Below are 22,858 nucleotides of genomic sequence, written 5' to 3' on the forward strand. Positions count from 1 at the left end.
CTACTTTACAAGATATAAAACAATCTGTAGAAGAAACACAAGGGCAATTAGAGGCGCAACAACAGGTTGTTAGTAAAGTAGAGGAAGCGTTGGAGATAGCACGTCAATCATTACAACAGCTAGAGGATACACGCCGACAAAAAAATCAGGAATTAGTAGAAGTACAAAGAACACTGCAAGCTAAAGAAGGTCGTTTAGAACTGTTACATAGTTGGGAAGAGCTGCATGAAGGTTATTTGGAAGGCACAAAACATGTATTACAAGCGAAAGAAACTTGGTCTTCTCATATTCGTGGAGCTATTGGTGATGTATTCACTGTAGAAGAAAAATTCTTAGTGGCCATTGAAACTGCTTTAGGTGGTGCTATTCATCAAGTTATCACAGAGACTGCAAAGATTGCTTCTGAAGCAGTACAATACTTAAAACGCACACAAGGTGGTCGAGTTACGTTTTTACCGATGGATATGGTACGAGGAAAACGACTCGATCATAAAGCCTTAACATCGCCTTATGTATTGGGATTAGGTGTAGACTGCATTCAATTTGATACACAATATACAGGCGTATTTAATCAGCTATTAGGGCGTACTCTTATTGTAGATACCTTGGACCATGGATTAGCATTGCAAAAAGAATATCATCAACAATTGCGGATTGTTACCTTAACAGGAGAGCAATTGCAACCAGGTGGTGCTCTAACAGGTGGTGCTACAAACGAAAAAAAGTGTCTATCTTGTCCCGTAAAGAAGAGCAAGACACATTACAGCAAGATATTCATGTATTACGAGATACAGCACAGGTGTTACAACAGACTTTACAAGGACTAGACAAAGAAATAGAAGCTTTAACACAGTCTGGTAAGGGATTACGTCAAACCTATGAACAAGAAGAATTGCAGTTACGTAGCTTGCAGCAAGAGCAACAACGCTCCCAAGGAGAGCAAATTAACTTAAGTGGAATGGTGCAGACCTATCATGAGGAAGTACAAAAGGTTCAAGATAAGCAAATAACTTTAGGGGAGAACATTAAAAGGCTAGCAGATGAACTTTTACAGTTAGAGAATCGAGAAGGACATCAAGAGCAAGTCACTAGCTTAGTTGCTCAAGAGCAAACTTTACAAGACCGAGAACGTGAGCAAAATGAAGAATTGCAAGGAGTACGCTTACGATGGGAACAATCTAGATTGTTGTTAGAACAAAGTAAAAAAGAATTAGCTCAATTAGAACAATATATCAAAGATAAGGAAATAAATATTGCAAGCTTAGATAGACGGTTAAGCCAATTAGGTGAGGATGTCATACGCTTAGGTTGTGAACCAGCTTTAGCATTAGAATCAGAAAAACAAGCAATAGAAAAACGGGTAGCAGCTATTGGAGAAGCTCGTAAAGGTGGACAAGAAAAAGTACGTACTTGGGAATTGCAATTAAGTCAATTGCAAGAAGAACGAAATCAACAAGAACAGCGTCAACGAATTGTACAGAAAAAACTAGTGGACCTGCAAGAAGGGTTAACAAAATATCAACTACAAGGCGAACAAGCATTGGAACAATTGGGCGCTTTAGGGTATACTAAACAAGAGGCACAGAATATACACTTAGGTGGCTCCGTAAATGAGTGGAAACAACAACAGATGAACTTGACAAGGCAGATTGAAAGCTTAGGGGCTATCAATCCTAATGCTATTGTGGAATATGAAGAAGCGGAAGAAAAGCTAGCATTCTATCATGCACAAAAAGAGGATTTAGTGATAGCTAAAGAACAACTCGAAGGTGTGATTGCTGAAATTGATGGGGCTATGTCTGAACAGTTGCAAGGCGTTTTAAGTGACATTCGAGAGAAATTCCAACATGTATTTGCTCAATTATTTGGAGGCGGTACTGCACAAATCGTTGCATCGAACCCAGAATCAATTTTAGAAAGTGGCATTGATTTTTATATCCAACCGCCAGGAAAGAAGCGCCAACAATTGAGCTTATTATCTGGTGGGGAGCGAGCGTTGACGGTCATTGCATTATTGTTTGCATTGCTGGATTATCGACCAGCTCCATTCTGTGTACTTGACGAAGTAGATGCCGCTTTAGATGATGCCAATGTGGAACGATTTAGCCAATATTTGCATAACTTGGGGGATGCCACACAATTTATCGTGGTGACCCATCGTAAACGGACTATGGAATCAGCTCATGTCTTACAAGGGGTGACTATGGTGGAACGAGGTGTATCACGTTTATTAACAGTAGCCTTTGATGAAGTAAAGGAGAATAGTGATTATGGCATTTAGTTTTTTTGACCGTGTGAAAGCGGGCTTAGAAAAGACAAAAAATAATTTTGTAAAAAAAGTAGAAACCATTGTCATTGGTTATGCTGAAATCGATGATGATTTCTTAGATGATTTAGAAGCCACTATGCTAGTAGGTGATTTAGGACCTAAAACAACGGCCTATTTGATGAAAGAAATCCGCCGAGGTGTTACGGAAGGGATTATCAATAATACTGGCGAAGTGATGCCTTTCATGGAAGAACGCATTACGGAAATGCTGGGAGCTCAAGAAGAAGTATTGGAGCTCCACAAACCAGAAGTAATCTTGGTAGTAGGTGTGAATGGTGTTGGCAAAACAACAACCATTGCGAAATTAGCCCATTACTATGCAGAGCAAGGGAAAAAGGTAATCATTGCTGCAGGGGACACATTCCGGGCAGCTGCATCTGAACAATTATCTATCTGGGCAGACCGTGTAGGAGTATCCATTGTAAAACATAAGGAAGGTGCGGATCCAGCAGCAGTGGTATTCGATGCCTGTGCCTCAGCAGTTGCTAAAGAAGCAGACTTAGTCATTGTAGATACAGCAGGGCGCTTGCACACCAAAGTGAACCTTATGGAAGAATTGAAAAAAATCGGCCGTGTAGCAGACAAACAAATTCCAGGTGCACCGCATCAAACCTTATTAGTATTAGATGGCACTACAGGTCAAAATGCGGTGAGTCAAGCAAAACTATTCGGTGAAGCAGTACCTGTCACAGGGATTGTGGTGACCAAATTAGATGGTACCGCAAAAGGTGGTGTAGTTATCTCTATCAAAGAAGAGTTGGGCGTTCCTGTGCGTTGGATTGGCGTGGGTGAGCAAATGGATGACTTGCGTCCTTTCAATGCAAAAGAATTTGCTAATGCTCTTTTTGACAAAGGAGAATAGTGGACCATGACTAGAAATAAATTATATGAATACGTTGTGGACCAAAATGAGATGAATGGTTATGGTATCGATAGAGACAGTATTGAATGTGCTGTAGATATTATGGAATTTGTAGGCGGTGATTTGTACAGACCTCTCACACGCTTACTCTTAAGTAATTGGAAAGAAATTGCTAGCCGTATTGAAAGTTATACGGATGAGCAATGGAATTTTGTCCATCGTATTGCTGAGAACATGAAGGACTCTCTAGAACATGATCATGGTGATGAAACTCATCATTTATCTGATTGTGGTATTGCCATCTTCATTGAAATGTTAGAGGGGGATGACACCGCGACACAAACCTTACAAGGGGATACACCTATCACAGAAGAAGAACTGCGTCGGATTCGTGGCAAAGGATAAACTATATAAGCAATGGAGAAAAGTTGGATCTTAGATTCAGCTTTTCTTTTTGTATATAGGGGATGCGTACAGTCTACTCGTTGTGTCTGATTTGTATCGAACATACAGTACAATAAAATAACCATTCGTGATATAATATAGAAGTTACTAGATATAGAATTAACAATGAACTTTCAGGATTATAGAGATAGATATATAAGGAGGGACTATGAGCGGATTGCATCATTTTCCTGAGGAAGGCATACCTTTTCAAGTAGAGGCCCCCTATTCACCGATGGGTGACCAACCAAAGGCCATTCAGTCCTTGGCAGAGGGAATTGAACGAGGGGAATGGGCACAGGTATTACTAGGTGCTACAGGTACGGGAAAAACATATACCATGGCTAAACTCATCGAAGCCGTACAAAAGCCGACCTTGATCATTGCCCACAATAAAACATTAGCAGCCCAATTGGCCAGTGAGTTCAAAAGCTTTTTTCCTAAGAATGCAGTGGAATATTTCGTGTCTTATTACGATTATTACCAACCAGAGGCGTATATTGCCTCTACCGATACATATATTGAAAAAGATGCGTCCATCAATGAAGAAATCGATAAGTTGCGCCACTCGGCGACAATGAATTTGTTTGAACGGAAAGATGTAATCATCGTCGCATCTGTTAGCTGTATATACGGCTTAGGAGACCCAGAGGACTATAGTACGCTCTGTGTATCCTTACGACAAGGTCAGGAATATAGCCGTGATGACATACTTCGTAAATTGGTATCTATCCAATACACTCGAAATGATATGAACTTTGTGCGAGGTACTTTCCGAGTACAAGGGGATACGTTGGAAATTTTCCCAGCTGGTACCAGTGAAAGAGCCATTCGTGTAGAAATGTTCGGTGATGAAATCGATCGTTTAGTGGAAATTGATGTGCTTACAGGTGATGTTATCGTAGAGCGTAAACACGTGGCTATCTATCCAGCTTCTCACTATGTAACGACGAAGGAAAAGTTAGACCTTGCCATTGGGCGCATCGAGACAGAATTGGCTGAACGTTTGGCATACTTTAATGAAAATGGCCGTCTCTTAGAAGCGCAACGATTGGAGCAACGAACACGATATGATATTGAAATGATGCAGGAAATGGGCTATTGCTCGGGGATTGAAAACTACTCCCGTCTGTTGTCTAACCGTCAACCTGGAGAAGCGCCAATGACCCTTATCGACTATTTTACAGATGATTTCCTTATCATCATTGATGAATCCCATGTGACCTTGCCACAAATTCGTGCTATGTATAATGGTGACCAAGCTAGGAAACATAATTTGATCGACTACGGATTCCGCTTGCCATCGGCGGCGGATAATCGACCGTTAAAATTTGAAGAGTTTGTAGAGAGAATCAATCAAATTGTCTATGTATCTGCTACACCAGGGCCCTATGAGATGGAAGTACAGACCAATGTAGCAGAACAAATTATTCGTCCAACAGGTTTGCTAGATCCTATTATTGAAATCCGACCTATTAAGGGGCAGATGGATGATCTATTAGGAGAAATTAAAGACCGTGCGAAGTCGGATGAACGGGTGTTAGTAACGACGTTAACAAAGAAAATGGCAGAGGATTTAACAAATTATCTAAAAGAAATGGGTATTCGAGTGCGCTATTTACACTCCGACATTGCCACCATTGAGCGTGCCGATATTATCCGTGATTTACGAGCCGGTGTTTTTGATGTTCTCGTGGGAATTAACTTACTACGGGAAGGCTTAGATATGCCAGAAGTATCCTTAGTGGCTATTTTAGATGCAGATAAGGAAGGTTTCTTGCGCAGTGATACGTCCTTGATTCAGACCATAGGTCGTGCGGCTCGTAATGAACAAGGGAAAGTTATTATGTATGCGGACCGCATCACAGGCTCTATGCAACGTGCCATGGATGAAACAGAACGCCGTCGTGCTCTGCAAGAGTCCTACAACAGAGAGCATGGTATTACACCACGCACAGTGCGTAAGGAAGTGAAAGACTTAATTGAATTGACTAAAGTCGAAGGGGAAGTTGCTACACCTAAAAAAGGTCGCAAGCCTAAAGCAGATAGTCCTGTGGTGTATGACAGTACAGCGCCCACAGAGGTGGTGGCAGAAACAGTGCAGTCACTTTCAACGAAGTCACAATACGAAACGAAAGAAGATGTGTTCAATGCCATTGAAGAGACCACACGCCTCATGAAAGCAGCGGCAAAACAATTAGAATTTGAACGAGCTGCTGAGTTGCGTGATGAATTGGGCAGATTGCGCCAAATTTGGTCAGACATGAATGAAGAATAGGAGTTATTTTGAAAGATCAATTAATTATAAAAGGAGCCCGTCAACATAATTTAAAGAATATTGACGTGGCTCTGCCAAGAAATCAATTCATCGTATTAACAGGATTAAGTGGATCTGGTAAATCATCCCTAGCCTTTGATACGATTTATGCAGAAGGCCAACGGAGATATGTGGAGTCCTTATCTGCTTATGCTCGCCAGTTCTTAGGGCAAATGGATAAACCTGATGTAGATTACATTGAGGGGCTTTCACCAGCTATATCCATCGACCAAAAAACGACGAGCCGTAATCCTCGATCTACGGTGGGAACGGTGACAGAAATTTATGACTATTTGCGATTATTATTTGCTCGTATTGGTCGAGCTTACTGCCCTACTTGTGGAGAAGAGATTGCCCAACAGACTATTGAGCAAATAACAGACTTAGTCATGAAATTGCCGGAACGTACTAAGATTATGGTGATGGCACCAGTGGTGCGAGGTAAAAAAGGTCGCCATGAAAAAGTGTTGGAACAAATTCGTAAAAATGGATTTGCTCGCGTTCGCATCAATGGAGAGATTCATACCTTTGAGGACGAAATTAATTTAGATAAAAATAAGAAACACAATATTGAAATTGTTGTGGACCGTCTTGTTATTAAGGAAGGCTTAGAAAGCCGCTTAACGGATTCTTTGGAAACGGCCATTCATCATGGGGAAGGCTTTGTCATCATTCAAGAGGTAGACGGCCCAGCCCACCAATTCAGTGTTCATTTTACCTGTCCTAATGGTCACATTTCATTGCCAGAAATTGAACCTCGTATGTTTTCCTTCAACAGCCCTTTTGGTGCCTGTCCATCCTGTTTGGGATTAGGCAGTACCATGGAGGTAGATGAAGATCGTGTCATTCCAGATCCAACGGTTCCTTTTATAGATGGGGGAGTAGCCCCATTGAGTTCGAATCCTAATGCGTGGTTCATGCGTCAATTAGAGGGCTTGTTGAAAGCGCATGGATATACACTAGAAGCAAGTTTTTCAGAACTACCTACAGCCTTACAAAAAGAAGTCATGTATGGTAGTACTGAGAAAGTGACTTTCGACTACGAAAATATGCGTGGAGAGGTGAAAACATTCCATACCGAATATGAAGGTATTTTGCCAATGGTGAAACGCCGTCATACAGAGGCTACTACGGATAGCATGCGGGAAGAGTTCGAATCCTATATGTCTATTAAACCATGTACAGCTTGTAAGGGTGCTCGTTTGAAACCAGAATCCCTTGCCATCCGTGTAGGAGATAAAAATATAGATGAAGTGACACAGCTAACCATAAGTGAAGCGGTGGACTATTTTGGCAATCTACAGTTAACGGAACGAGAAGCTTTTATCGGGGCTCAAATTTTGAAAGAAATCAATGCTCGCCTAGGATTTCTGAACAATGTGGGCTTAGATTATTTGACGATGAACCGCAGTGCCGGCACCTTATCTGGTGGGGAAGCACAGCGAATTCGTTTGGCCACACAAATTGGTTCGGGACTCGTTGGGGTCTTATATATTTTAGATGAACCATCCATTGGCTTGCATCAACGAGATAATGACCGCTTAATTGAAACACTGAAAGGTTTGCGTGATTTAGGGAATACCTTATTAGTGGTAGAGCACGATGAAGATACGATGCTAGCAGCGGACTATTTGGTAGATATTGGGCCTGCGGCAGGTGAACATGGTGGCCAAATCGTGGCGCAAGGTACAGTACCAGAGGTAATGGCTGTGAAAGAATCCATTACTGGTCAATATTTAAGTGGTCAAAAGTATATTCCATTACCAAAAGAACGGAGAAAACCAACAAAAGCTTGTTTAGAGATTCGTGGAGCTAAAGAGAACAACCTACAACAAGTGAATGTGAAATTCCCTATCGGTTTATTTACTGTTGTGACCGGTGTGAGTGGATCCGGTAAATCGACATTGATCAACGAAATTTTATATAAAGGTATAGCCAATGCACTCTACAGAAGTCATCATAAGGTAGGAGCCCACAAGGAGATTCGTGGTTTAGAGTATGTGGATAAAATCATCAATATTGACCAAAGTCCAATTGGTCGAACACCACGTTCTAATCCTGCCACCTATACAGGGGTCTTCGATGCGATCCGTGAGTTATATAGTCAAACTAATGAAGCGAAGATTCGTGGCTATAAAGCAGGGCGATTTAGCTTTAACGTCAAAGGCGGTCGCTGTGAAGCGTGTCGTGGTGATGGTATCATCAAAATCGAAATGCATTTCTTGCCAGATGTGTATGTACCGTGTGAGGTATGTAAAGGAGCTCGATACAATCGAGAAACGATGGAAGTGAAATACAAAGGTAAAAGCATTGCCGATGTATTGGACATGGTTGTCGATGAAGCGGTAGATTTCTTTAGCGCTATTCCAAAAATTCACCGTAAATTGGTGACCTTACAAGAAGTGGGGTTAGGATATATTCGGTTAGGACAAGCGGCAACTACCTTGTCTGGTGGGGAAGCACAGCGTGTGAAACTAGCCACTGAACTGGCTCGGCGCAGTACAGGGAAAACCTTATATATTCTGGATGAGCCGACTACTGGATTACATGTAGAAGATATCCGCAAGCTTTTAGAGGTATTGCAAAAGCTCACAGGTGGTGGTGATACTGTGGTGGTAATCGAGCATAATTTAGATGTGATCAAAACAGCAGACCATATTATTGATTTAGGTCCAGAAGGTGGTTTCCGTGGGGGGACCATTGTGGGTACTGGTACACCTGAGGAGATTGCTGCTTTGCCTGAAAGTTACACGGGTAAATTCTTAGGTCCTGTGTTAGATAAAACTAGGAACTATATGGAACAACATCTTTTGGTTGATGAGGAAATACTATGAATCCCATAGATCCACAGTTGCAAGCAGAAGAAGTGAATTTTAATGCCTCTAGTCAGAAAGATATGATGATGGGAGATTTAGAACAGCAAGCGTATATACTGGAAAAGGTCAGTCATCTACCTACCACGCCAGGGGTTTACTTATGGCGTGATAAGTACCAGCGCATCATCTATGTGGGAAAGGCCATCAACTTGCGCAATCGAGTGAGATCTTATGTGCAGCAAGATGTGAATCGCTCCGTGAAAGTGACAGCCATGATGCGCCGTGCGTGGGATGTGGAAACGATCCAAACGAAAACGGAAATGGAAGCTCTTATCCTAGAGGCAACCTTAATTAAGGAGCATCATCCGAAATATAATATTATGCTTCGTGATGATAAGACATATCCTTACGTGAAAGTTACTGTGCAAGAGGACTTTCCACGTCTCTTTATGACTCGTCGTTTAGAACGTGACGGAGCGAAGTATTTTGGCCCTTTCACGGATGTGACAGCGGTACATCATGTACTGCGTATCTTGCGTTCCTATTATCCATTGCGCACTTGTAAAAGTATGAAAGTAGAACGACCTTGTTTGCAATATCATATGCACTATTGTGAAGGTCCTTGCATGAACTATGTGACGGTAGAATCCTATCGCAAATACATAGATGACATTGTAGCCCTTTTTGAAGGAAAACAAGTCCAAGTGATCCAAGAGATTACGTCCAAGATGGAGCAAGCCTCAGAGGACTTGGAGTTTGAATTAGCTGCTAAGTATCGAGATGACCTATTGAGTATCCAAAAGATACAAGAAAAGCAACGTATGGTCACACAGCGAGGCGATATGGATGTACTAGGTATGGCCATCGATGGTCCTATGGCATGCATTCAACTGTTTTTTATTCGTAGTGGTCGTTTGTTGGGACGAGAAAATTACTTTGTCCAACATGAAGGGGATAGTCCAGAGTTAGTGATGACGGAGTTCATTAAACAGTATTATGGAGGGTCTACGTTCATACCTAAAGAATTGCTATTGCCTATGGATAGCGTGGACCGTGAATTGTTTAGTGAATGGTTCACCTCTATGAAAGGGCAACAAGTAGAGGTATCTGTGCCTCAGCGAGGCTATAAAAAAGACCTTATTAAGATGGCGGAGGAAAATGCGCAGAACTTTTTAGCAGAACGCCGTCGTCAATGGCAATACACCATCGATAAGTCCGGTGGGGCTGTGAAAAAATTAGCAGAAGTGCTCGATTTGCCACGTTTGCCAGAGCGCATGGAATGTTATGATATTTCTCATATGCAAGGGGCGGAAACGGTGGCGTCCATGGTTGTCTTTGAAGGTGGAAAGCCGGCAAAACGAGAGTATCGTCGATTCAAATTGAAAACAGTACAAGGCAAGCCTGACGATTTTGCATCCATGGCGGAGATTATGGAACGACGCTACGGCAATGAAAAAGATTGGCCTATGCCAGATTTGATTATCATCGATGGTGGTAAAGGTCAGTTAAATGCAGCCTTACCAGTCATTCGTGCTATGGGAGTTACAGATGTGCCCGTCATATCTTTGGCGAAACGAATCGAAGAAGTATTCGTAGAAGGGGAATCGGAAAGTATTATTCTGGAACACCATACGCCTGAATTACAATTATTACAACAAATACGTGATGAAGCTCATCGATTTGCCATTACTTACCATCGCAGATTACGTGGAAAGCGAAACTTAGAATCTGTTCTGGATCATGTAGAGGGTATAGGACCAAAACGAAGAAAAGCGCTGTATAAGCATTTTGGGAACTTAGATGCTATGCGAGTAGCGGAGTTGGAAGAATTGGAAAGCGTAGAGGGGATGAACAAAAAAGCGGCTTTGGCTGTGTATGAGTTCTTTCGGCGGAATTTAAAATAACGGAAACGAGCAGCAGTTTATAGCCCTTTGCGTCTTGTGGCGTTTGTGGGGCTTAAGTTAGCAAAAGGAAGAGCACGGTATACCACTCACAAACGGTATTTCATAATGTTTGTTCGGGGCACACCGTGCTCTTCTAGTATTTGTTGTATTATTTAGGTAACAAAAAAACGCCACAAGGTCTCCATCCGTAATAGCATATTTACATGAGGGTTGCTCGTTTCTTGTATAAATTAATTTTGAGGTCTCACGGAAAGAACTCATCCACAGGTATGGCGCCGAGGGGGAAAGGCTGCTGCGCCTAACTGCATTCCTTAGGGAGAGTTTTTCCAATTTTAAAAAATATTTTTTAAAAGATAACGCTTTGCATAGTTTATGCTATAATGAAAATACAGAAGGATCACCGACGTGAGTTGGGCTCATCTCTTCCTAATTATAGGAGGAGGTGGTACTATGACAAAGTTTGAAAAAATCTATTTAATGATTTTAATTTTAGACTTACTAGTACAAATCATTGATTTGTTCAAATAATTAATGATAACGCCTAACGACATAAGGTCTCCTAGACCTTAATACGTTAGGCGTATCTACTTTAGCACTTTAGAGATGAGCCTAACGCCTTCGACACGTTGGTGGCCCTTCTTTTTATTACATATAGTATACCATATTTTTATAGAAATTACAAAAATTGTTATGTATAACTCTCTGTTGCTATGAACGACATATGATATTGTTATAGTATACACATAAATGAATTTGTCAAAGCATAGTACAATCAAAAAGATCACGGTATTCTCCTCACAAATGATAAGTCATAGTATTTGGAGTACATCGTGATCTTTTTTTATGTTTTTGTATTAGTTATTGTTGCTTTCATCGTCATCGCTAGGTGCCAACATGGAGTAGAAGGCCCATAGTAGGATGAACCAGAATGGTGTAAACATGAGGGCGATGCGTGTGTCACTTTGCAATGCTAGTACGACCAAGATGAATAGGAAGAACGCTAGGATCAGGTAATTCATGAATGGGTACAGTGGCATTTTGAAAGTAGATTGCTTCGCCAGTTCTGGTCTTTGCTTACGATATTTGAGATGGCATACGACGATGATGGCCCAAATATAGATGAAGCAGAATGTGGAGATGGACGTAATCATGATGAATACGCTTTCAGGCATGACGTAGTTCAAGACTACGGTAAATAGTAAGGCCGCAGCGGAGAATAGTGTTGCCTGATATGGTACGGCATGGTTCGTCAATCGTTTCATTCGGCTCGGCGCATGTCCACGTTTGGATAATGCGTAGATCATACGGCTCGTGGAGAAGATGCCAGAGTTCGTAGCAGACGCCGCCGATGTTAGAACAACGAAGTTTACGATGCTCGCAGCAGCCAGGATACCCACTGCATTAAACACAGCCACGAAGGGACTAGAATTTGGATCTACTGCAATCCATGGGTAAATACTCATGATAATCGCCAGAGATCCAATATAGAATAGAATAATTCGCAATGGAATATTGTTAATGGCCATAGGGATAACTTTTTTTGGATTTTCCGTTTCCCCAGCTGTGAGGCCTACTAGTTCAATGCCTGTGAAAGCAAATACTACCATTTGAAAGGAAAGTATAAAGCCCATGGTCCCATTTGGGAACCAACCGCCGTAATTCCATAGATTTTCAAAGGCAGCCGCTCCTGCATTGGTAGTGAATCCTGTGAGGATCATGATGAGACCAATGATGATGAGTGATACGATGGCGATTACTTTTATTAAAGCGAACCAAAACTCCATTTCACCAAAGTGTTTTACCGCTGTCAAATTCATAACTAGTAATATGCCTAGTACGATGAGGGCCGGTATCCATTGTGGCATCCACGGTATCCAGTACTGCATGTACAAGCCGACCGCAGTTAAGTCCGCCATGGCCAGTGAAAGCCAACAGAACCAATAGGTCCAACCTGTAATGAAGGCCGCTCGGTCACCTAAATATTCTTCTACAAAGTCAATGAAAGAATGGTGATTCAAATTGGAAAGCAATAACTCTCCTAAAGCACGCATCATGAAGAAACAGATAATACCTGTAATTAGATACGTGAGGAGGATAGAGGGGCCCGCTAAACTAATAGATCGCCCAGAGCCGAGGAATAAACCTGTACCGATAGCACCACCGATGGCTAATAATTGAACGTGGCGATTTTTAAGACCACGCTTTAACTCTTGTTGCGAGTCCGTCATAGTAAAACCTCCTTAATACAATATAAACTTTTATATTTGATAATACTAAACTATTTTCTATAGAATGTCAATTAATGCTAGTGAATTACTGTGGTTAGACAGTAAAAAGGCTTTCAAGTGTTTCTAAGAAACATCTTTGAAAGCCGATTACGTGTATTAATATCTTAGCGTATGCTTAAAAATGGATTACATTCTTTTATATAATCTCATGATTTTATATATTTTTTCTAGAGGATGTAGACAATAGCTTATATATATATTGTAGTAGCATATATCCATCTATAAGAAAATTACCTGATACATGCAACTTTGAATCCCAATAGTGATGAGTAGATATAAGAAAAGAAAGACTGATATAGTATATATCTTAATAGCAAGTTATACTAGATTGCTATATAAGTCCTCTAGGATGTGTTGAGCCACGCTTTCAGGAGTACCAGTGTTCAGAACTTGTGCTTGACGGAATCGTGCATATAGGGGAGCCCGTACTGTGTACAATTGTTGTAATCGTTCTATGCCACCAGAGGAGAGGACACGTCCTGTTGTATCTAATTCTTCTAAAGGACGATAAATTTCATAGATTCGTCCATTTTGTCTTAGGGGAGCAAAGTTCTCTGGCGTGGTGACAGCACCGCCACCAGTGGAGATGATAAGGCCTGTCTGCTTTCCTATGTCACTGATGATATTAGATTCTACTGTGCGAAAGGCAGCTTCACCGTGCGTTAAAATATAATCACTAATGGAACCGACTTCCTCTATTATGCGGCTGTCGATATCTACTAGTGGTCGTCCTGTTAGGTTGGCTAAGGCTTTGCCAATGGTACTTTTACCAGACCCAGGCATACCAACTAAAATGATATTTTCTTTATCTTGTCGAAATTGTTTGTATAGGTCTGAAAGGATACTTTCATCATAGGTGCGATGTAAAAATAAAGCGCTGGCTGACATGGCTTGTGCTAATAGAAACACAAGGCCATTCACATGGGGAATACCTAAGGATTCCGCTTCTATTAGAATGGCAGTGCGATGTGGGTTGTAGACTAAATCGATAACACCTTCTAAGTGAGTAAAAGGGGCTAATTGAATGCTTTGGTCAGGACAATGAGGATACATACCAACTGGAGTACAGTTGATAATTACCTGTGCCTGTTCATAAAATTGTGCAATGTGTTCATATGTAGGAAAGTGATGACGGCTGATATGGGTAATAGAGGCGGCGCCTAATCTTTCTAATGCCACATGCACTGTATTGGACGAGGCTCCATCACCTAAAATTAAACAATGCTTATTTGTCACTTCTATGCTAGACCAATCCAAGGTGGCTAGGAAGCCATCGTAGTCCGTATTGGTCCCATACCAAGAACCATCTGCTTGGCGCACCATAGTGTTGACACAACCAATTGCTTCTGCGATATCACTGATGTGATGACAAGCCTGTAAGGCATTGATTTTATAGGGAATGGTAATATTTAAGCCTTGTAATTCAGAACGATTAAAAAAATCTTGTAGTTGGTCTGGTTCCATTTCAAATATGTCATAGGATGTATTTCCTAAGGCTTGATGAATCATGGGGGAGTAGGTGTGGCCCAAGGTGCGGCCTAATAATCCAAACATTTACACCTCCAACGCAGGATGACTGAAATGACGGAATACATGTGGATCATGTTCTAGTACAAAATCTAAGAGGACAAGAGCCGTTAGAGCTTCTACTACAGGAACGGCACGTAGCGCTACGCAAGGGTCATGGCGACCTTTAATTTGTAATACTTCAGCACTATGGTTACTGAGGGATACTGAGTTTTGCTCATGATAAATGGACGGTGTGGGCTTAATCCCTACTTGCATCACAAGGGGCATACCGTTGGTAATACCACCTTGGATGCCACCGCTGTTATTGTTTTTGGTACGAACACCTTCATCAGTGATGATGAAAGGATCGTTTTGCTTGCTTCCACGGGACGCACAGCCAGGGAAACCAGACCCAAAGGAAATGCCTTTCACTGCAGGCATGCCGAACAGCGTAGCGCCTAAGCGATTTTCAATACCATCATAATTGGGATTCCCCATGCCAACAGGTAAACCTGTGGCAAATACCTCTACGATGCCACCAGTGGAATCGTCCGATGTTTTTAATTCTAATACAAGTTGCTCTGCTGTATGACGTTGCACAGGGTCTAACATAGGAATCGCTTCAGTGCTGATACTAGCGAGCTTGTCCATAGGTGGGTTAGTATAATCGATAGATGTATCTGGGACAGTGCCAACTTGTGCTAAGTGTGCACGCACATGAATGCCGATGGATTCTAATAGTTGTATAGCAATGCCACCAGCTACGCAAACAGGGGCTGTTATGCGAGCAGAGAAATGACCGCCCCCACGCATATCCACATACTCACCATAGCGCATGCGAGCGGTGTAATCTGCATGAGATGGGCGTGGCACATCTCGTAGGTTATCGTAATCCCCACTTCGTTGTGATGTATTTTTAATTGTGAAAGCCAAAGGAGAACCGCTCAGTCTTCCTTGTACGATGCCTGATTGAAACTCAGGGATATCTGCTTCTTTTCTTTGTGTTTGTAATTGATGTTGCCCTGGAGCTCGTCGTTTTAGAAAGGCTTGCAAGGTTTCTAGATTGACAGGAAATCCACAAGGAAGTCCGTCTATAACTCCGCCAATAGCTTGACCGTGAGAGGCACCGAAGGTGGAGACTTTCACAGTACGACCGAAATAGGATGCCATAATTACTCCTTACTTGTTAAATACATTTATATAGTATGTGTCTGCCCACCTAATCGTTTCCAGTCTTCAAAAAAGTGAGGATACGACTTACTGATGGCTTCACTGTCCTGCAAGATTATAGGGGAGGTAGCGATGAGTGCGTTTAAGGCACCAGCCATGACGAGGCGATGGTCATTCACACAGTCTACAGTGCCACCATCAAGCGTACCTGTTCCTGTAATATACAGGTTATCCCTTTCCATGCGCACGATACCACCAGAATCACGAACAAGTTGTGCCACCGCTGCTAAACGATCTGACTCTTTCAATCGAAGGCGAGCTCCATTGATGAAAGTAGATTCTCCTTCTATGGAGCAAGCTAAGCTAGATAAAATAGGTAACAAATCTGGCATTTGTTCTAAATTTACATGGATTGGCTTATGTGCTTTGCCAGTGATCGTGATAGTAGATCCATTCCACGTACAAATGACACCAGCGCTTTCTAAAATGGAAAGAATCCGTTTATCTGCTTGTACAGAATCAGGACGTAAACCTGTGACAGAAATAGATTGTCCTGTCATAGCAGCTGCTACTAGCCAAATGGCACCATTAGACCAATCTCCCTCAATCAGATATTTCTCATTACCGTGGAAGTGTTGGTTCTCTTCGATAATAAAACTTGGATATCTTTCTTCGGTAGTGCCTTCTATTACTTGCACACCAAAGTCTTTCATCGTTTCTATGGTTAATGTCACATAGTCTTTCGATTGTAAGGAACTTGTGCAATTAACGGTGGTGTGCCCCAGTTGTGGAGCTGCCAGAAGAAGACCTGAGAAAAATTGAGAACTTACGGTCCCCGTCATGGTGAAGGTACCACCTTGCAGACGACCTGTCATAGTGAAAGGCGGTGCGTCTTGTGAAAACGATACGCCGTGGTCTTTCATTTCGCTCAACAATGGTTCTAGTGGTCGTTCTGGTAGACGTCCTTTGGCATCTACTTTCACAGTGTCACAAATCGAGGCGGACACAGGTAAGAGTAAGCGTAAGGTTGTACCTGATTCGTGGGGTAATACCTGTCCTATAGAAGGGGAAGGGCCAGGAGTAATATGAGCCACACCATTTTCATGGGTAATCGTTGCACCAAGGGCTCGCAAGGAATCCATGGTAGCATCAATGTCCTTGGAAGAGTGGGAAATTAAAATCGAGCTAGGACTCGTGGCAAGGGCCGCTGAGATAAGTGCCCGATGAGCATGGGCCTTAGCCGGTATGGCTGGGATTGTGCCACGTAAGAGCACATTGGAAACATGTTGCATAGAAATCCTTTCTGGTATCATTACCATAACCACTGGGAAGTAGTATAAGGATACTGATAAAAGGTAAATATAGAATCTGTTTAGTTTACATGTAAATAATATTGTTATACGTAATAGATATACAGAATAGAAATGGTAGTTATATTCTACAGTAGTTAGCCAATTCAGAGAAGGTAACTTTTTTTAGCACCGACGTGCCATACCCTGTAGGAACTACGATGGTAATGGAAGAGCCAGAGGCTTTTTTATCGTGACTAGCTTCTTCTAAGATTACATCTTTTGATATCGTCGTTGTGGTGGGTAATTCATGGGCTATTAGCAACTGTTCAATACTAGAAACAATGGTAGGATCTAGCTCTTCGTTGGCTACTGCACCTTTTGCCATGATGAGGAGTCCCAAAGCAACGGCATTGCCGTGCGGGATAGCGAAAGCACTACCGTGCTCGATACCATGTCCAAAGGTATGACCTAAGTTCAATGTCGTACGAAGGCCGCTTTCCTTTTCATCTACTTCCACCACATGGGCTTTGATGCGTACACATTGAGTGATGATAGTATCTACATCTTCTGGATGTTGTAAGACCGGTCGTTCTCGAAGTTGATCTAGTAACTCTGGATGGTCTAAGAAACCATATTTGATGATTTCCCCACATCCATTAATCCATTCCTCTTTAGGTAAGGTAGAAAGTGTTTCTGGATCACAGAGAACGAGGATAGGTTGTTTAAAAGCACCCCATAAATTTTTACCACACTCTAGGTTAACAGCTGTTTTACCGCCTACGGAGGAATCGACAGCAGCCAACAGTGACGTAGGTACTTGTACATAATCGATACCCCGTAAGTAGGTGGCAGCAGCAAATCCAGCTAGGTCTCCGACGACGCCACCACCTAAAGCAATAATGAGGTCTTTCCGAGTCAATTTTGCATTTCCTAATGTTTCTACTAGATCTATGAGACGATAGCCGTTCTTTTCACTTTCACCATGAGGAAACATATAGGTATGAACGGTGTAACCTGCCTGTTGTAGGGAATCTGAAACAGTGGAAGCATAGAGGGGGCCCACATTATCATCAGTAACAATCATGACGGAACAAGGAGGCTTGATAGCGTGTAAGTACTTACCAATACGAGGCAAGCTTTTCCGCTCAATAATCACATCGTAAGAAGTGGATGCTTGAATATGAATTGTATCCATAGTAGTGACCTATTTATGACCTAATGCGTCACGAAGTGTGAATACTTGGTTTGCCAAAGTAGCGAATTGCTCTGGGCGTAAGGATTGCGGACCATCACATAATGCTTTTTCTGGATTATTGTGAACTTCAATCATTAAACCATCAGCACCGCCACCAACGGAGGCTAAGGACAAGGATGGAACCATACGGCTCATACCTGCTGCATGGCTTGGGTCCATAATGATTGGCAAGTGGGATAACTCGTGCATCATTGGAATAGCAGTTACATCTAAAGTATTACGAGTGCGTGTTTCGAAGGTACGAATACCACGTTCGCAAAGAACGATTTGTTCGTTACCTTCGCTCATGATGTATTCCGCAGCCATTAACCATTCTTCGTAGGTAGCACATAGCCCACGTTTTAATAAGATTGGTTTTCGTAATTTGCCGACTTCTTTTAAAAGATTGAAGTTTTGCATATTGCGAGCGCCGATTTGCAACATATCTACATTATCGAAGTATTCTAATTGAGAGATGTCCATGACTTCTGACACAATAGGTAGACCTGTTTCTTTTTTAGCTTCTTCTAATAAGGCTAAACCACTTGGTCCCATACCTTGGAAAGAGTATGGAGAAGTACGAGGTTTGAAAGCGCCACCACGAAGAATGCCAGCACCAGCTGCTTTTACAGCCTTCGCTACTTCGATGACTTGTTCTGGTGTTTCTACAGAACAAGGGCCTGCGATGATAGCAAAGTGACCGCCACCGATTTTTGTATTTCCTACAGTAACCACCGTATCTTGAGGATGGAATTTACGATTTGCTTTTTTGAAAGGCTCTTGGATACGCATAACCTTTTCAACGTATGGAAGGGATTCAATAGTGCGTAAATCGACACAGGATGTATCGCCGATCAAACCGATAATATCTTGTTGTTCTCCATGTACTGGATGTAATGTAACGCCAGTGGCTTCTAACAGTTGACGTAGTTCTGCAATTTGTACTTCTGTTGCTGTAGTGTGTAATCGAATAATCATAAGGTCCTCCTAAAATCTTAACATGTATAGGTATTTGTGAGTGGTGGTATAGGAAGATATATAAAAAGGGCTACCCGCCTATACCTAGTACGGGTAGCCCTTACCACTATTTAAAGCCACTCAGTGATGATACCTAAATTAGCGTAGCTCAAATAGTTCTTTACCCGTAGTTTGGATAAAGAACTAAAAAAATGTATTTGCATTTGTTGTAGCTAAATTGGCTTGCTTCATCATTGTAGTGACTCCTTTCTTTCAATAATTGCGTTTAGTATACTCCATTCATTTAAGTTTGGCAAGAAAAAATTCAAATTGACTCAAAATTGGGCTCAAATGAAAAAAAGATTCTCAACAGCAATAAGAATTAAATATTCTTATTATTTCAGCATGAAAGATTTATGATAATTTTATCAACTATAACTAATTGGTATAATAATGCTTTAATATATAAAGTATGCATAATAGAGTATTTATAGGTATATAAGTATGTACGAAGTACAAATAACAATGTATAATGACGGTAGTTTATTGATATCTATTATTGATTGTGGAGGTTCTTATGAAGATTACACGTCATGTATCAGCCGTAATGGCTGCATTAGTAGTAACAGGAATGTCTTATTCCGTAATGGCTACAGATATTACTAAGTATAGTGATAAAGCAGAAAACTTAATTGGTTTATCGTTGGGCGATCAAAAGCAAACGGAACCTGGGGTTAAGCATATAGAAGACACGTTAACCGTAAATGTACATGGTAAAAGCTTGATGGACACAGGTAAATCTAAAAATGTAACAGGGATTTATACTGTATTTGGATCGCAACTGACCATAGATAAAGATCTCATTGTACGATTAAAAAATGATGCACCAGCAGATAAAAAAGATTTGGGGCATTATTATATGAGTGCTGTCTATGCTGGTCTCGGTGGTAAGGTGCCACATCATAACCCTAATCCTGACAGAGACTATGGTGATAGCAATATTCATGTGAAAGGCAATGTAGATATTGACGCTGTGGGAGCAGGATTGCAAGCGAATCACCGGGGCCATATTATCGTTGATGGCGGTGGTCGTATTATAACGTATCCTCTTAAAACGTCAGACACCTATTCTGTTGTGGCAGAAGAGGGCGATGTATATGTGAATGCAGGTGTCGATGGTAAACACCCAGGTACGAAGGATTTAGTAGCTGTTGGTAATGTAGGGTTAATTAATAAAGATTATGGTGAGAATCCAAATCTTAATGAAGCGCCAGCAAATATCGGACTAGCTTTTACAACCTCTAACTCGAGTCTTAAGGGTGCTGTGTTAAATGAATATGCTGAAAGTAATAAAAATCCACATAATTCTGGTGCCGATATATATTTACAAAATGGTGCTACTTGGAATAATGAATGGATTGGTAAGGAACGACCTACACCAAGAAAACCACGTCCATCAGGAGATGATGCAGCATACTTATATAAAGGCAGTAAAGTTCGTAATCTTGTAGGTGGTGCAAATCCAACTGCAGCAGGTATGATTCATCCTATTGATGCTCGTCCTATTACAATTCAAAACTATAGTGGTTTTGTAAATGCTGATTATAAAACAGGTGTGCCAGCGAGCGAAGCTGGCAATGGCCAAATTATTATCCAACATGCTGCTGATAATAGCCACATCATTGTACAAGGTGACAGTGCTAAAAATTTGACTGATGATGCAAGTTATCGTGCAGAAATGAGAGCGTTAGCCAATAAATTACAATATACGGGAAATGATAAGAAACTAGCTGCCGCTGTTCAAGTTAATGAAGGTATTACAAGACCGGCTGCTATGGCTGAACTTGGTACAAATGCATTCGATGCACAAGGTAATCTTGTTGTTGCTGATACCGCGACGGTAACACATGCTAGTGAATCTTCCTTGGTAAGTGGTGCGAAATCTGCTCTCACATCTACAGCGATAGCTTGGCATAATACTACGAACGATTTACAACGTCGTTTAGGGGACCTTAGTTTGACTAATACGAACCAAGGGGTATGGGCTAAATATATCGGCGGCAAATCTAACATGACAAATGGTGCCGATACTCATATGACATATAATGGTGTACAAGTTGGTTATGATCATAAGGTATCCAATGGTTGGACTTTTGGTGGTGCTCTAGATTATAGTACGTCTAGCAACTCCTATGCCGTTGGCAACGGAGACAGCAAAATCGCTGGTATTGGGTTATATGGTACAAAACAACATGATGATGGACGTTACTTAGATATCATCGCTCGTGGAAGCCGCCTGTCCAATACTTACAAACTTCACTCACTAGGGGGATATCAATTGAATGGGGATTATCATACATTTGGCACCTCTTTAAGTGCTGAATATGGTAAACGCATTAAGAAACAAAATGGTTTCTACATGGATCCTAGTGTAGAATTCATTGTAGGTCGTTTGAATGGCGTATCCTATGATGCTAATCTTGTTGGTGGTGGCTCTATGCATGTGAAAGCTGACGCTGTTAACTCTGCTGTAGGTCGATTGGGTCTTGGCATTGGTAGAGAAACAGAAACATCCAACATCTTTGCAAAATTCGCATTGGCTCATGAATTCTCTAGTAAGGTCAATACGACATATTCTGCGCCAGGTAATCCAACAGTACATACAGAACTTGATTTGAAAGATACATGGCTTGATGCTGAAATTGGAGGCTCCTGGAGCGTTCGTCCAAGTACATATGTATATAGTACATTCACTAAAAACTTTGGTGCTACTATAGACACTACATGGCGTATTGATGCGGGAGTACGGTATAACTTCTAATTACATCTTGTACTAATAGTCCTTATAGCGTATGCTGTAAGGACTATTAGTATTTAAGGAGGATAGTATGGTAAAAGTCTTATTCATCTGTCACGGTAACATTTGTCGCTCTACGATGGCAGAGTTTTATATGAAGCATATCGTTAACAAGGCGGGTTTAACTGATTCTATTTATATTGAGTCCGCAGCTACATCTCGTGAGGAGATAGGAAATGATACCCATTATGGAACTAAACAAAAATTAGATGAAATGGATATTCCTTATACTCGTCGCAAGGCCCGCCAAGTAACGATGGATGATTACCGTAACTTTGATTACCTCATCATCATGGATGAAAATAATGCAAGAAACTTGCGCCTCATTATTGATGATGACGTTGACCATAAGGTGTATAAGGCTATGATGTTTGTTGGAGAAAGTCGAGATGTAAAAGACCCTTGGTATACGGGAAATTTTGACGAAACCTATGACGATATAAGTCGTAGCTGTGATGCCCTATTAGAGTTGATCAAAGAACAATTATTATAAGTAAAAGTATAATGTAATAAGCCCCCAGTGTTATCTGAAGTAGATATAACATGGGGGTGGTACCTTTTATGAAAACTTAAATTGGGCTCAAAATTGGGCTCAAATGCAAAAAATGGACTCTCAACAACGGTGAGAATCCAGTCATATCAATGGTGCGCCTAGCAGGAATCGAACCTGCGCACCCGGTTCCGGAGACCGGCGCTCTATCCCCTGAGCTATAGGCGCGTGTATACCGTTAAAGTATACCATGAAATAATGGTCAGTACAATAGGGAACCTCATGGTGATGGATTGAAACATATAGTGCTCTATCATACTTTGATATACAAACCGATGCCCAGTGTGATATAATATACTAATTCGCATAATACATAACAAGATTTTAAA

The 22,858-nt window shown here is 41.4% G+C and carries 14 protein-coding genes, 1 tRNA gene and 1 pseudogene; 9 read left to right on the forward strand and 7 right to left on the reverse strand.

All coding sequences use genetic code 11. The features are described 5' to 3' along the window. The 7 genes and pseudogenes from HMPREF9200_RS07985 to uvrC all read left to right on the forward strand — a co-directional run. A pseudogene (locus HMPREF9200_RS07985) lies at positions 1–827 on the forward strand (hypothetical protein); the annotation flags it as partial. Beyond that, positions 734–2,281, forward strand: coding sequence for a hypothetical protein (locus HMPREF9200_RS01970; protein ID WP_141558175.1), 1,548 nt, complete (start codon positions 734–736; stop codon positions 2,279–2,281). The pseudogene HMPREF9200_RS07985 and the gene HMPREF9200_RS01970, both read left to right, overlap by 94 nt. Next, entirely contained in the window at positions 2,271–3,191 is a 921-nt protein-coding gene (gene ftsY, locus HMPREF9200_RS01975; protein ID WP_009353136.1) for a signal recognition particle-docking protein FtsY, read from the forward strand. The genes HMPREF9200_RS01970 and ftsY overlap by 11 nt, the downstream gene beginning before the upstream one ends. A 6-nt stretch (positions 3,192–3,197) precedes the next feature. Continuing rightward, the gene (locus HMPREF9200_RS01980) at positions 3,198–3,596 is read left to right on the forward strand and encodes a hypothetical protein (RefSeq protein ID WP_009353142.1); all 399 of its coding nucleotides are present in this window, start codon (positions 3,198–3,200) and stop codon (positions 3,594–3,596) included. A gap of 208 nt (positions 3,597–3,804) precedes the next feature. Next, positions 3,805–5,913, forward strand: a complete 2,109-nt coding sequence (gene uvrB / locus HMPREF9200_RS01985) for an excinuclease ABC subunit UvrB (RefSeq protein ID WP_009353134.1) — start codon at positions 3,805–3,807, stop codon at positions 5,911–5,913. A gap of 8 nt (positions 5,914–5,921) precedes the next feature. Further along, on the forward strand, positions 5,922–8,786 hold the full coding sequence (uvrA, locus tag HMPREF9200_RS01990; RefSeq protein ID WP_009353133.1) for an excinuclease ABC subunit UvrA: 2,865 nt from the start codon (positions 5,922–5,924) through the stop codon (positions 8,784–8,786). Positions 8,787–8,848: 62 nt separating this feature from the next. Further along, entirely contained in the window at positions 8,849–10,672 is a 1,824-nt protein-coding gene (gene uvrC, locus HMPREF9200_RS01995; protein ID WP_176604745.1) for an excinuclease ABC subunit UvrC, read from the forward strand. Positions 10,673–11,526: 854 nt separating this feature from the next. Here the strand turns inward: uvrC and HMPREF9200_RS02000 are convergent. The 6 genes from HMPREF9200_RS02000 to aroF form a co-directional block, all read right to left on the reverse strand. After that, positions 11,527–12,900, reverse strand: coding sequence for an amino acid permease (locus HMPREF9200_RS02000; protein WP_009353147.1), 1,374 nt, complete (start codon positions 12,898–12,900; stop codon positions 11,527–11,529). Positions 12,901–13,278: 378 nt separating this feature from the next. Next, complete coding sequence (locus tag HMPREF9200_RS02005) at positions 13,279–14,514, reverse strand: shikimate kinase (RefSeq protein ID WP_009353145.1); 1,236 nt, start codon at positions 14,512–14,514, stop codon at positions 13,279–13,281. Next, positions 14,515–15,639 carry a chorismate synthase gene (gene aroC, locus HMPREF9200_RS02010; protein ID WP_009353138.1) on the reverse strand — a complete coding sequence of 375 codons (1,125 nt, stop codon included), beginning with the start codon at positions 15,637–15,639 and terminating at the stop codon, positions 14,515–14,517. Between the two features lie 26 nt (positions 15,640–15,665). Next, entirely contained in the window at positions 15,666–16,931 is a 1,266-nt protein-coding gene (aroA, locus tag HMPREF9200_RS02015; RefSeq protein WP_038144488.1) for a 3-phosphoshikimate 1-carboxyvinyltransferase, read from the reverse strand. Positions 16,932–17,070: 139 nt separating this feature from the next. After that, the gene (gene aroB, locus HMPREF9200_RS02020; RefSeq protein WP_009353132.1) at positions 17,071–18,126 is read right to left on the reverse strand and encodes a 3-dehydroquinate synthase; all 1,056 of its coding nucleotides are present in this window, start codon (positions 18,124–18,126) and stop codon (positions 17,071–17,073) included. A 9-nt stretch (positions 18,127–18,135) separates the two neighbouring features. Beyond that, entirely contained in the window at positions 18,136–19,143 is a 1,008-nt protein-coding gene (gene aroF, locus HMPREF9200_RS02025; RefSeq protein WP_009353135.1) for a 3-deoxy-7-phosphoheptulonate synthase, read from the reverse strand. 556 nt (positions 19,144–19,699) lie between these two features. Here aroF and HMPREF9200_RS02030 point away from each other — a divergent pair. Together HMPREF9200_RS02030 and HMPREF9200_RS02035 are read left to right on the forward strand one after the other, a co-directional pair. Then, positions 19,700–21,943 (forward strand): autotransporter outer membrane beta-barrel domain-containing protein, encoded by a 2,244-nt coding sequence (locus tag HMPREF9200_RS02030; protein ID WP_009353139.1) that lies wholly within the window; start codon positions 19,700–19,702, stop codon positions 21,941–21,943. A gap of 67 nt (positions 21,944–22,010) precedes the next feature. Then, on the forward strand, positions 22,011–22,472 hold the full coding sequence (locus tag HMPREF9200_RS02035) for a low molecular weight protein-tyrosine-phosphatase (RefSeq protein ID WP_009353146.1): 462 nt from the start codon (positions 22,011–22,013) through the stop codon (positions 22,470–22,472). Positions 22,473–22,622: 150 nt separating this feature from the next. Here the strand turns inward: HMPREF9200_RS02035 and HMPREF9200_RS02040 are convergent. Then, positions 22,623–22,697, reverse strand: a tRNA-Arg gene (locus HMPREF9200_RS02040). Positions 22,698–22,858 lie beyond the last annotated feature (161 nt).

Source organism: Veillonella sp. oral taxon 780 str. F0422 (genome assembly GCF_000221605.1).
Lineage (GTDB): Bacteria > Bacillota > Negativicutes > Veillonellales > Veillonellaceae > F0422.